This is a genomic window from Aquimarina algiphila, from assembly GCF_947494415.1.
GTDB lineage: Bacteria > Bacteroidota > Bacteroidia > Flavobacteriales > Flavobacteriaceae > Aquimarina > Aquimarina algiphila.
Genome location: NZ_CANLVC010000006.1, coordinates 209,289 through 222,662, shown reverse-complemented (window position 1 = coordinate 222,662; position 13,374 = coordinate 209,289). Strand labels below are relative to the sequence as shown.

The 13,374-nt window shown below is 32.8% G+C and carries 12 protein-coding genes; 9 read left to right on the top strand and 3 right to left on the bottom strand.

The window, feature by feature from the left end:
* Positions 1–2: 2 nt before the first annotated feature.
* Positions 3–2,300 carry a family 20 glycosylhydrolase gene (locus PQF96_RS10325; protein WP_271766019.1) on the top strand — a complete coding sequence of 766 codons (2,298 nt, stop codon included), beginning with the start codon at positions 3–5 and terminating at the stop codon, positions 2,298–2,300.
* 59 nt (positions 2,301–2,359) lie between these two features.
* The gene (locus tag PQF96_RS10320) at positions 2,360–4,198 is read left to right on the top strand and encodes an Ig-like domain-containing protein (protein ID WP_271766018.1); all 1,839 of its coding nucleotides are present in this window, start codon (positions 2,360–2,362) and stop codon (positions 4,196–4,198) included.
* A 152-nt stretch (positions 4,199–4,350) separates the two neighbouring features.
* Here the strand turns inward: PQF96_RS10320 and PQF96_RS10315 are convergent, their stop codons facing one another.
* The 3 genes from PQF96_RS10315 to epsC form a co-directional block, all read right to left on the bottom strand.
* On the bottom strand, positions 4,351–5,925 hold the full coding sequence (locus PQF96_RS10315; RefSeq protein WP_271766017.1) for a hypothetical protein: 1,575 nt from the start codon (positions 5,923–5,925) through the stop codon (positions 4,351–4,353).
* A 247-nt stretch (positions 5,926–6,172) separates the two neighbouring features.
* A complete protein-coding gene (locus PQF96_RS10310; RefSeq protein WP_271766016.1) occupies positions 6,173–6,751 on the bottom strand; it encodes a hypothetical protein in 579 nt (192 codons plus the stop codon).
* A 174-nt stretch (positions 6,752–6,925) separates the two neighbouring features.
* The gene (gene epsC / locus PQF96_RS10305) at positions 6,926–7,666 is read right to left on the bottom strand and encodes a serine O-acetyltransferase EpsC (RefSeq protein ID WP_271766015.1); all 741 of its coding nucleotides are present in this window, start codon (positions 7,664–7,666) and stop codon (positions 6,926–6,928) included.
* A 447-nt stretch (positions 7,667–8,113) separates the two neighbouring features.
* On the opposite strand from epsC, the gene PQF96_RS10300 reads away from it, so the two are divergent.
* From PQF96_RS10300 to PQF96_RS10270, 7 genes are all read left to right on the top strand, one after another.
* Entirely contained in the window at positions 8,114–9,097 is a 984-nt protein-coding gene (locus PQF96_RS10300) for a hypothetical protein (RefSeq protein ID WP_271766014.1), read from the top strand.
* A 217-nt stretch (positions 9,098–9,314) separates the two neighbouring features.
* A complete protein-coding gene (locus PQF96_RS10295; RefSeq protein ID WP_271766013.1) occupies positions 9,315–9,767 on the top strand; it encodes a pyridoxamine 5'-phosphate oxidase family protein in 453 nt (150 codons plus the stop codon).
* Complete coding sequence (locus PQF96_RS10290) at positions 9,757–10,146, top strand: cupin domain-containing protein (RefSeq protein ID WP_271766012.1); 390 nt, start codon at positions 9,757–9,759, stop codon at positions 10,144–10,146. The genes PQF96_RS10295 and PQF96_RS10290 overlap by 11 nt, the downstream gene beginning before the upstream one ends.
* Before the next feature lie 9 nt (positions 10,147–10,155).
* Positions 10,156–10,623, top strand: coding sequence for a VOC family protein (locus tag PQF96_RS10285; protein ID WP_271766011.1), 468 nt, complete (start codon positions 10,156–10,158; stop codon positions 10,621–10,623).
* Positions 10,624–10,788: 165 nt separating this feature from the next.
* Positions 10,789–12,024: an acyltransferase family protein gene (locus PQF96_RS10280; RefSeq protein WP_271766010.1), complete on the top strand. Its 1,236-nt coding sequence runs from the start codon at positions 10,789–10,791 to the stop codon at positions 12,022–12,024.
* Entirely contained in the window at positions 12,021–12,521 is a 501-nt protein-coding gene (locus PQF96_RS10275; RefSeq protein ID WP_271766009.1) for an RNA polymerase sigma factor, read from the top strand. The genes PQF96_RS10280 and PQF96_RS10275 overlap by 4 nt, the downstream gene beginning before the upstream one ends.
* Positions 12,518–13,219 carry a hypothetical protein gene (locus tag PQF96_RS10270; RefSeq protein ID WP_271766008.1) on the top strand — a complete coding sequence of 234 codons (702 nt, stop codon included), beginning with the start codon at positions 12,518–12,520 and terminating at the stop codon, positions 13,217–13,219. The genes PQF96_RS10275 and PQF96_RS10270 overlap by 4 nt, the downstream gene beginning before the upstream one ends.
* The last annotated feature ends 155 nt before the right edge of the window (positions 13,220–13,374 follow it).

Genomic DNA, 13,374 nt, shown 5'->3' with positions numbered 1-13,374 from the left:
TAATGAACATACGAAGTATATTTTTCTTTTTTTTAATTTTTATGGCTTGTAAAAACTCTGAAGTTTTACCTTCATCAACAGATCATTTTTTGAGCATTACTCCAAAACCATTAAGAGTAGTCTCCAAAAATGAAAAATTTGAAATTAACAAAAACACTTCTTTTCTATGTAAAGATGAGTCATCAAAGATTATTGCAAATTTCTTTGTTGAAAAAATAAAAGCTCGTATAAACCATTCTTTTACAGTATCTGATACTGGAAATACGAATAACAGGATTCAGCTTATAAAAGAAAACACATTAGGTTTTGAGGATGAAGAGTATCATCTTTCTATCTCAGAAAATGATATAAAAATAAAAGCAAAAACAGATCGAGGGTTGTTCTACGGTATGCAAACCTTTATGCAACTTCTTCCTTTGTATAATCAGGATGCTATACAGCTTCCTTTTAAAATTAATGCCGTCGACATCGAAGATAAACCCCGTTTTAGTTGGAGAGGAATGCATCTTGATGTTTCCCGGCATTTTTTCTCTGTTGATTTCATAAAGAAACAACTTGATGTACTTTCTTTATTTAAAATAAATAAATTTCATTGGCATTTAACCGATGATCAAGGCTGGAGAATCGAAATTAAGAAATACCCTAAACTTACAACCATTGGATCTAAAAGGAAAGATGTTGATGGTTCTTACCATCAGGGATATTATACTCAAGAAGAAATAAGAGAAGTAGTACGTTATGCAAAAGATAGATTTATAGATATTGTACCAGAATTTGATACTCCAGGACATGCTATCGCAATTTTAGCAGCATATCCAGAGCTTTCATGTGATAACAAGGAGTATGAAGTGAGAAATTTATGGGGTATCGAATCCAGTATTCTATGTGCTGGAAAAGAAGAAACGTACACTTTTATCGAAAATGTTATCAAGGAACTTTCCTTTCTTTTTCCTTATGAATATTATCATATGGGAGGAGACGAAGTCCCCAAAGAACAATGGAAAAACTCATTAACCTGTCAGCAATTAAAAAAAGAAAAAGGATTAAAAGATGAGAATGAGATCCAAAGTTATTTTATGTCTCGTGTAGAAAAAATCTTAGGAAAATACAACAAGAAAATGATTGGTTGGGATGAGATTCTGGAAGGTGGTATTACTCCTACAACCAACATCATGTCATGGCAAGGTGAAGAAGGAGGTATCAAAGCAGCCAACGAAGGACATGATGTTATCATGACCCCCGTAGAGTATACTTATCTCAATTTCTACCAAGGTGATTATAAAGTAGAACCTCTTGCTTTTGGTGGGTACATCTCACTTGAAAAAACGTATAACTATGATCCTATACCAAAGGAAATTAAAATTGATAAAAGAAAACACATTTTAGGAGCACAAGGAAATTTATGGACCGAATACGCTTCTCAGGAAAAAACCATAGAATATTTGCTTTATCCTCGAATAATAGCTCTCGCTGAAACCACTTGGACACCCAAAGAAAATAAAGATTTTGATAATTTTTTAAAACGATTGAATACGATATATAATGTATTAGATCATTATAATATTAGTCACCATATCCCTCTTCCTGAAGGCCCTACTTCTGATAAAATAACTTTTATTGATAGTGTAAACCTAGAATTCACAACTACTCATCCGGTAAAAATGATATATACCACAGATGGGACAGATCCAAATGGAAATAGTGAAGAATACACAAAACCCTTATTATTTACAGAAACATCAGAATTAAGGATTGCTTCAATATTAGACAATGGTAAAATGAGTACTATTAGAAAATTATCGATAATAAAAGAAAAACCTATTGCTCCTTTGAATACCTCAAAGCTTTCTAAAGGGCTTGTTATGAAAGAAATTAAAGGACATTTTAAAAATGTGAATGATATTAAAAACAATACAAAAACACATACTTCAACTATAAAAAGAATTAAAGATTCTAATACTACCTATAGTTGGGGACATGAAGTTAATGAAGATAATTTTAGGGCAGTATTCTTAGATGGTTTTGTTGATATTCCAGAAGATGGTGTTTACTATTTTTCTAGTGTACAAGATCAGGTTTGGGTTGCCGATCAGTTATTAATTGATTATAAAACTCCGTTAAAAAAACATCCAAAAGAGAGTTCGATTGCTCTACAGAAAGGAAAACATAAACTTAAAATTGTGTATCTAAATAACATAGCTAAGGGTTGGGCAACAGATTGGAATACCGTTGAACTAAAATACAGAAAAGCATCAGAAATGAATTATAAAGAAGTAGACGAACATATGATCTTTCATTAATCTAATAAACTCCTAATTATAAAAATAGAAATCTACACAAACTCTAAAATTAACTAATTATGAATTTACTTAAAAGACTATCGGTTATCGTATTCATACAGGTTTTCTTTTTTTCCTGCTCAAATGAAAACTTTGTAGAAGATGAAATATTAGAAGCACAAAATGCTGAATCTAGTTCTATTGACAAATCAACCCTCACTGAGCCAATAATATTAGGATATTTTCCATCATGGTCAGAAAGTTGGGCAGCACCAGGACAGGGATCGAAACTAAGAGATATTCCAGAGCATGTAACCCATGTTTTCCTCGCCTTTGGGAAACCAAATCTCAGGTATCAAAAAGGATCTTTGGATATTACAAATACAGGTATTCAAACTCCTTATGGTGGTGAGACCTTAAAAGAATCAGTAGCAGCTTTAAAATCCAAAGGAATCAAGGTCATCTTATCTATAGGAGGCGAAACCTATTGGGGTAGCAATGCCGCTTATGACATAAATTATCAGCACATTAAAGATTTAGTAGATGATATGGGGTTTGAAGGTATCGATTGGGATTTTGAACCTAGCGGAAGTTTTCAAACCATTGGTGAGCCTATAAATGTTCAACGATTCATAGATTTCTTTAACAATTCCAGAGCAATCATGCCAAAAGGACAATATGTATTAGCCTGCGCTCCTGCTGGAGCTGGAGCTTTAGGAGGGCTTAATAATGATGATCCCTCCTCTCCTTATGGGTATAGTAAACGAAATGCTGTAACAGGAGAATCTGATACTAATTTATATAATGCAACTTCTCCTAATCAGGCTATTAGTTTATTTGGTTTTTCTTCAACAGGTCATATGATTCCTGTAATGAAAGCTGTAGGTGACAAAATTGATCTTATTGCTTATCAAGGGTATAACACTGGAGCTGCTAGTAATAGGAAGATTATGTACGATGCTTATAAGTATTATGCTAATCAATATGGGTTCTCAATTGCTGCTGGAACCCATTATCCAAATGAACCCTGGGGACCATATTATGAATACAACTATCAAAATATGGCAGATTTATCTAATCATATTGCCGCTAACAATTCTAACGATGGAGTTATGATATGGCAACTCTTATTAGGTAATGGTAATTCTTCTGCATATGGTTATGTTCATGTTGCCAGCCAGGTACTTAGTGGGGTTTCTCAATCACAAGCTATAGCAAACGCTGAAAACTATCCAGAATCTCCATACTCTGGTGGCGGTGGAGGCGGTGGAGGCGGATGTGAGTCTTCTCAATGGAATGCCGCATTAGCATATACCACTGGACAAGAAGTTGTATACCAAAATAAATTGTATAGAGCAAAATGGTGGACACAAGGTAATATTCCTTCATCTAGCACAGGAGCAGGGCAACCATGGGAATTTATAAGAGATTGCGATGGTGGTACAGGTGGAGGAAATAATCAATCTCCTTCGGTTTCTATTACCGCTCCGGGAAATAATTCTTCTATAGTCGTAGGACAAGCCATCAATATTGCTGCAAATGCTACTGATATTGATGGATCAATAACTAAAGTTGAATTTTTCCAGGGAAATACAAAATTAGGAGAAGATACAAGTAGCCCTTATACGTATTCATGGTCTAATGCTACTGTAGGAAGCTATAGCTTGAGTGCTGTTGCTACGGATAATAACAATGCTACAACTACATCCGGTTCCGTTTCAATTACAGTAACCTCTTCTGGCGGAGGTGGAGGAGGTTCTTGTAGTGGTGTTACCAACTGGCAAACCTATCCTACAGTATATAATCAAGGTGATCGTGTAGTATATCAAAATACTTTATATGAAGCACAAACAGGTCCTATCTGGGTTACTCCCGGTAGTGGTGAACATTGGTGGAAAACCATAGGATCATGTCAATAATACCAGCTTAATTATAGTACACTAAAATGAGCTTTTGATTGTTTTAATCCTCTTTTGTCTATTTTGATGAAAGAGGATTTTTTGAATAAAATAATTATATCTATTTTAAATATAATGTAGATTATAATGGATATATAAAAAAGAACACTTTTTTATGGTTCTTTTTTATATTGACTAAGGCCAATCCTTTGTTTAGCTGTATTTCCTGGTTGTCCAGGGTAGGATTCCATATCTGGATCAAGAGGTCTATTATCTCCACAACCTCCTAACGCACATATTGCATTAGCTACTAAATCCATAGTCATTTTTAACGTCTCCCTGATCCATTTTGATCTCCCTTTGGCATCTCCTGGGTTAGATACAGCTTTTATGGCGTCTTGAATTCTTTTTTTCCGGAATTCTTCATTTAAATAATATTCATCTGGTCGTACCCTGCCAAATTCATCTATTTCTTCTGCATATCCTTTATACTCTTTTAACTTATCATACCATTTCTTGTATTTATCAAATACTTCTTTATCTTTTTTTAGTCTTTCATATATTTCTTCCCAGGTAGGTTTTTTCTTATCTGGGTCAAACCTGGCAAAATTTATTTCCTCAGGAAAAGGTCCTCCTCTTTTAGTTTTTTCAAACTGATTGATTTCAATCGAATTTTGATGCTTTTGCATGACTAAATCCAATTGCTGTTGAGAACCTCTAAATATCCAATGATTGATTTCAATAACGGTATCTTGATCCTTTTGGTTACCTTGTAAATGAATTTTCTTTATTTTCCATATAGGTACCTTTGTATTTCCATAATCAAAAGTATCTGATCCCATACTATCATCATAAACAATCTCTATTGATTTTCCTCTATCAAGAATTGTTTTTATTCTTCCCTTATCATCTTTTATAATATCCAGTTTAGCTGGCCTGTATAATTCTACTTCTGTGGTTGAATATACCTTAGGAAAAGCACGCATAAAAAAACCATTTCCAATGTAAGACCAAAGTCCTTTTTTTATTTCTTTACTCCCCGCTCCTAATGGAGCTACTCCTTTTTTTACGGCAATCGCTTCTATCTCATCGTACTTTATTTGAGCAGACTGCATTTTTGTTCGGAGTGAAGCATAGGTGTTCATAAGGGATTTAACCTTTTCGGGAAGTAATTTGTACTTTATCTTATCAAAATTCACCTCCATTGATAACATCTCCTTTTTTGTTAATAATGGTCTTACTGTATTCTGAAATTCAAGAGGGTAGCTGGAAAACTTAGTCCCTACTTCTATTCCCCAAATAAGAGTTTGCACGTGGTATTGAGGAATATCTGGATATATGACTGATTTTTTAAGAATGGAATGTATTACTTTAGCTTTTCTCCCTTTCAGTTTAGCTATTTGGTACCCATCTCCTTTGGTTGGACCATATACCCCGGCTTTTAAACAATATGATCTCACAGTCGATCTATAATAGCCTGGCCCAAGAGTAGAGCTTCCAATTGGTTCTGCCATTTCTGGTATAAACATATCTTCATCAAACCAATCAATACCATAGAGTGTATCCTGTATCGAGGTTGATATTGCTTTAGTTTTTTCAAAAGGCATTCTTTTACCTGTAACATTTCTTACCTTCTTCAATACTTTATCAAATATCTGAGCGTTACTGGCAGTTCCTATCAATAAGAAGAAAAAAAGCAACCCTATTTTGAAACCTATTTTCTTTACCTTCAAAAAGTTTAATTCCATAATTTCATATCCCTTTTACTAGTATAGTTCATTTAAATGTATGGCATATAAAAATGAACTTAACCGAGTATTAGAATATCAGTTTAGAATATTAGAATTCACTAGAGTATAATGAGAATTTTTAATTGATTGGACAACCTATCATCACCTATAAACATTTTTCTTAACTAAATATAGATATTGTATACGGTACAAGTCATAGATTAATATTGATAAAAATTATTTCTTATATCAAAAAATCTCAAAATCAAGATTTGATTAGAGAGTTTTTATTCATCATGTTTCTTATTTCATTTCTGTATAACAGTATCGCCAGTCCAGATGCAAAAATAATGCAACTAACCAACATTAAAATTCCGCTATTCCAAATAAAATATGAAAGTCCGACAAATGGTCCACCAATTATGACCATAAGAGAACTTATAGGGTTAGTTTTGATAAAATTCAAAGCATGGGTGGCTAGCCCCACAAATAGTAACGATGGTCCAATGATTACAAAAGGGTATAAAATTAATGGTGTATTATTTATTTGTTCTCTTAATTCATTTCTTCCGATATCGTTACTACCAAAGCTCCACATCATAAAATCAATAGTACAAAGTCCAACATGAGCAATAATTCCTAAGGTTGTTAAGACAGATGCTATAGAATTAAGTTTATTTTTAGAAAATACATGGTTAAAAGAAAATAATAATACTGCTCCAATCAAATTAAACCAATGAGCTAAATCTATATGTTTTTGCTCACTCAGTGATCCTTGAGAAAAAAATATATAACTGGTTACAAAAAATATTAGTCCTAAGATACATAAGGTTCTTGTTTGCATAATCTGTTTTTTTTATGATTTGACTATTGCAAATTCTAATAAACTATAGAGTCTATTTATATTTTTCTTTTGAATCGTCGTATATTAATATTGAGATGCTAATAAATGAGTTTCATATATTAATCACGCAGAGTATTGATGTATTTTTTACAGAAACCCAATCACTTTTTATTCTTATTGTATTTTTTTTGCTTTTCCTATCACTTTTGCCGGTATTCCTGCAACCGTCATCCCTTCTTCTACACTTTTGGTAACTACACTACTTGCAGCGATATTGACACCATTATTAATAGTAATATTTCCGAGAATTGTAGCTCCTGCTCCTATAAATACATTATTTTTTATTTTGGGGTGTCTATCTCCTCCTTGATGGCCCGTACCTCCCAAAGTTACATTATGAAAAATAAATACATTATCCCCTATTTCGGCTGTTTCTCCAATAACTAACCCAATCCCATGATCAATTACTATTCCTTGTCCTAATTTGGCATTTGGATGAATATCAATTGCATACACTTCGAAAATCCTATTTTGAAAAAACTTTGCTGTTAGTTTCTGGTTTTTCAGAAGGAACCTTCTAGCTACCCGATATGCGGTAATTCCTTGAAAACCTCTGGAAAAAAGAATCACTTCTAAATACGTTTCTATAGCAAAATCCCGATCAACATATGCTTTTAGATCAGCTATAATTTTTTCTTGTAAGTCAGGATCTTCTTCTATTTCTTTAACAATAACTTTTTGTAATTCAGATCGAGTGAAATCATCAGTTTTAAGCTTATCTCCCAATATGTCAGAAATTGCATGCCAAAAATCTTTTTTATCATTAATATTTTTAATAATTATTCTTTCTATAATCGTTTCTTTATTAGCAAAATTTTTAGCTTCTAAACCTATTTTATTCCAGATGTTCTTCATTTAATTATAACTATTTATATAGATAAAGACGGGACTTTTATAATACTGTTACTATAATTATTCTCTCCTTCATTAATAGAATAGCACTATGGTATTCGGTTACATTAAAAGCTATATGATTTCATAAGAAATAGTACCAGCTTAATTATAGTATACTAAAATGAGCTTTTGATTGTTTTAATCCTCTTTTGTCTACATTGATGAAAGAGGATTTTTTGTTAATTAAGCATCGTATCCCAAATCTCTTTGCACTTATAGTGCCTGAATTTAATTCTAAATAAAATCATAGCATAATTCTCTAGTATATGCTCTAATAAAACAACAGAAATTTATACTAATGTATCTATAAAAAGGTTTAAAAACGTAAAAGATTTACTAATTTAGTAAATCATATAAGAGAAATATAGTTACCATGGTAACTATATACTATTGTTGGCAAACATTTGAATGAACAGAAAAGTAATCATATCAACAATATTAATTCTGACCTCCTTATTAACCTTTGGACAGTTCAGCGAAAAGAAAATAGAAACTGATTCGAGTCATATTAGAATCATTAAGAATTCAGTTTATAAAACTTATACCGAAACATATAAATTCAAGGATTTAGAATGGTATAGTGTTCATTTTATCAAAGATACCACTAGACTAAATACCGAAGGCTGGTCGATAAAGGATGGGAAAAGAATTGGAATTTGGAAAGAGTATAATTTTGATGGACAATTAATGTATACGAGAGATTATGATAATGCAGTTTGTGAAGTCAATAAATCACTGTATCCATTTTACGACACTCTTGAAAGAATGAAAACCAAAGCGGACAATTTAATAATCAATACATATAGCAAAGAATTCTTCGAGGAACACGTTCGTTTTGATTTCAATTGTTATGCCTATGATGAAGATGGTTATGTTGGTAGTTGGACAGAACCAATTGAAAGAAAACCAACAAAATTTTTATTTAGATACCAAGTAAAATTAAATACCTCAGAATGGTATGACGAAATGATTGGAATTGAACTGGACGAAAAAGGAGAATATATTCCTAACGAAGGGTTCTGGAATAATTACGGATTTGAAAACGTGAAATCCAATAATAAAACATTCCAAATTGATAAAAACAAAGCGATTGAAATTGCAAAAACAAAAGGTTTACAAGTAAATAATTTAGAAAAAGTATCGGAATTTTTAAAATGGGAAAAATTCAAAAAAGCTGAATTTTATAACGGACAGTTTAAGTATTATATAACTGAATTTACAAATGAAATAAAGGACATTAAAGATGAAGGACGTTCAAGGATTGTATATAAATATAATGTTTACTCATTCGACCCTTGGACTGGAGAATTTATTGAAAAAAAGAAAATGAAAAGAGTTAGGGAATGGGAAAAAAATAGTGGATTTACATCTGACCTATTACCTGATGAATAAAAAAAACGATTTGCCAACAATGGCTATAATTAATACGGGTTTTGGTGCTTAAATCAAAATTTAGAGCTTTTAACAAAGTCCGCCAAATCTTTTTGATTTGGCTTTAAAATAAAAAGATAAAACAAAATAAAAAGTTTTGGCTAAGTGCTAAATCGAAAGTTTACTACTTTTAATTCCCGTACTAACCATAGCCGAGACGTTGTAAACAAGCTAAAAAATGGAACTATCAACAGAAATTAAGGAATATATAAACAGAAGTGTTCTCTGTTGGCTTGCGACAGTATCAAATGAAAACATACCTAATGTTTCGCCAAAAGAAATTTTTAACTATTACGGAACTGACAAAATAATTATTGCGAATATTGCTTCACCTCAAACTGTTCAAAATATTAAGCATAATAAAAATGTTTGCATAAGCTTTATCGATATTTTAATACAAAAAGGATTTCAATTAAAAGGAAAAGCAAAAATTATTGAAAAAACTAATTCTGATTTTCTACAAATGGAAAAAGTACTAACTGAAATGACTGGTGGAGATTTTCCTTTTTCAACAATAACGGAAATTACTTTAGTAAAAGCCAAATCAATCATTGCACCAAAATATATTCTCTATCCTGAAACGACGGAAAAAGAACAAATTGAAAGTGCAAAAAAAGCATATGGAATTTAATTTTAAATCAGAGATGGAAATAAACAAAGTCAACGTTCAATCAAAACTAAATACATTTAACGAATATTGGACACCGAAAATAGTAGGAGAACTTAACAATCAATTTGTTAAAATCGCCAAGTTTAAAGGGGAATTCGTTTTGCATAAGCACGAACAAGAAGACGAGCTTTTTTATGTTATTAATGGTAAGCTATTCATTGAATTGGCTGACAAAACTTTAGAACTGAATACAGGTGAATTTGTTATCATTCCAAAAGGAGTAGAACATAAACCTTATGCACCTGAAGAAGTAAGTGTTATGTTGTTTGAACCTGCATCAACGTTAAATACTGGAAATACAAAAAACGAGTTGACAGTATCAGATTTAGATAAAATCTAGTTTAACTAAATGAAATTTGCCCATACAAATATAATCAGTATCAATTGGAAAGAACTCGCAGACTTTTATGTGAAAACTTTCGATTGCAAAATTGTTCCACCAATTAGAAAACAATCTGGAGAATGGCTTGAAAAAGGGACTGGTTTGAAAAATGCCAAATTAGAAGGTGCTCACCTGTTACTTCCAGGATATGGAGATAACGGACCGACTCTAGAAATCTATCAATACGAGAATATTGAAAGACAAGATTTTGTATCACCAAATAAAAGAGGATATGGGCATATTGCTTTTGAAGTTGAAAGTGTAGAAAAAGTTCTCGAGATTTTGGAAAGAAATGGAGGGAAATCTTTTGGAAAAATTACGAAAAGACTGGTGAGAGACGTTGGTGAAATCACTTTCGTTTATGCAAGAGACCCCGAAGGAAATCTAATTGAATTACAAAGTTGGAAAAAAGCCAGTTTACAACACGGTGTATAAAACATAGCTTATAAGTGCTAAATCGAAAACCTGTAATTTTCGGCTTCCGCACTACTCATAGCTAAACGTTATCCACTACTCTCCATTCAGAACATATTTATAAAATTATGCTTATCATGTAATTTTTTGATCGGTCATGCGAATAATGTAAAAAAAACAATATTCATGATTACGTTGGAAAAACAAAAAATCTCGAAAAAATTACCCAGAACAATCAATACAGAAAACTCTTGCTCTCAAAAAATAACACAACGAATATATTATATGGACAACCTCAGAGCTTTCGCCATGCTTTTGGGTATCGTCTTTCATGCAGCCCTTGCCTATAGCCCACTGTCTCACAATATCTGGCTCACTGCCGATTCACAGCAATCTGTCTTGATTGATATTGTAGCGTGGTGTACCCACCTTTTTCGAATGCCGTTGTTCTTTCTAATAGCAGGCTATTTTGCATTTTTTCTTTTAAAGAAAAAAGGACTGAAGGGTATGGTGAAAAATAGAGCCCAACGTATTTTATTGCCTTTTGTTGTGTTTCTGCCACTCATATTAATCGGTTCATTCATGATTATAGGAATGGCAGCTGAGTCCGTAGAAAATCAATCGTCTATGCTAAGCATGATAGCAAGTTTGATGAACCAATCGGAAGCCTCTCAGGGCCCTGTAAGAATTATGCATCTTTGGTTTTTATATGTTTTGCTGTACCTGTATGTGTTGGCTGGCATCTTATATAAAATAGGCTGGGTTGACGTCATCAATCTGTGGATTAATAAAAACACACTTCTGTTCTTAATATTATTTCCCTTATTTATCGCCATGTATCTCATCACCAATGTCAAGCCACATCCATCCCCCGAAACATTCATTCCAGAACTATGGTCCTTTGGCTTCTATGGCTCCTTCTTTCTGTTGGGATTTTGTCTTTTTAAAAATGATGTATTTCTAAACAAACTAGACTCATACTGGAAGAGGTTATCGACTATTGGCCTGATAGCATATGCCGGTTTCTTTATCCTACTACCAAAATCGGTAAGCATAGAAGAAGCCATGTTACTGTCTCAGCACAAGGCTATTACTTTCAATCAATGTTTAGCCAGTTTGTTGGAAGGAATTGCAGCGGTATATTTGACTTTGGTATTGTTATTTTTAGGTAAAAAGTTTTTAAATCATAAGAGTCGCTTTTCACGATATATTGCCGATTCTTCATACTGGCTATACCTGATTCACTTGCCGGTATTGTTCTACATACAATTTATTTTAAACGATATGGACCTGAATCTGTGGATTAAACTCGCAATATCATGTAGCTCAGTTTTTATTATTGGACTATTAAGTTATGCACTTTTGGTCAGATGGACACCCATAGGACTTATATTGAATGGCAAGCGAAAAAGAATGCTATGATAAAAAGGGATAAGGATACTTTTCTTGAGATTATCGAATCTCATAAGTTGATTATCTTCAAAATTTGCAACATGTATTGTAAGGATACAGAAGATAAAAAAGACTTGGTACAAGAAGTGATTTTGCAACTTTGGAAATCCTTTCCCAAGTACGATGAGTCCTTCAAACTTTCGACTTGGATCTACCGGATCTCGCTAAATGTTTCCATTTCCAACTATAGAAAACTCAGTACCCGACAAAAGTACTTTGACTCAATGAGCCATGGCAATATGGTTGTGGCAGTAGACAAAACTCAAGATATGGAAGAGCAAACCCACCTCCTAAGACAAATGATCGATCAATTGAATGAAGTAAACAAGGCCATCATCATTTTGTATTTGGAAGAAAAGAGCTATGAAGAAATAGCTGCCATACTCAGCATTTCCAAAAGTGCTGTTGGGGTAAGGATCAATCGAATAAAAAAAATATTTAAAGAGAAATTTAAGTCCCTGACATGAAAATAGAAGACTATAAAAACCTATGGCAAGACTTAGGAAACAGTGTAGAGCAAAACTGGAAACTAGATATGGATGCGTTAAGACAGGAAAATCTTGATAAAGCATCACATAAACTGAAGAACTTGTTTAGAGTGAAGCTTTTTATTCTTTGTTTTTTTCTTGCTGTTTTTGCCTATTTAGCTATGCTCATCGTTAAATACCTACCTACTGTTGCAACCATAGCTACGCTGGCATCATTTGAATTTTGGACCTTTATGGTAATTTGTGTCTTAATCTATGAGCTATTCTTAATTAATAAATTTGATTACAATGATCCATTACCCAAATTGCTGAAGTGCTTAAGCCTTATAAAACTTTCCACCATTCGACTGCTCCGGGTAGGCACCCTTATTCTACCTTTTAATACTATATTGCTTAGCTATTATATAATTTTCGAAGAGAATATGATTGGAGTTATCATACAGAATGGATTGGATTGGCCCTTGACATTTAGCCTTGTGTTCAGCACATTAATCTCGATTTGGTCCTTTAGAAAGATTAGTCCGAAAAACGCCAAGAAAAAATGGATGTACAAATTACTTAGGGGAAATGGAAGTCAGGTCATGGATGCAATTTATTTCATGAATCAAATACGTTCAATAGAAAAAAATGATTCAGTCATTAAAAAAACAGTGGATAACAATGTATATAGCAAATAGGACGTTTGGTGGTTTACGAAAGTCCAGTGTTATCTGCCAACACCGCCAAATCGTTGATTTGGCTTTTTAAAAATGAATAAGATAAAAACAAAATACAACGCTTTGGCTCAGTGCAAATTTGAAAGGTCATTGCTTTCTACCGCCCTACTTGCCAT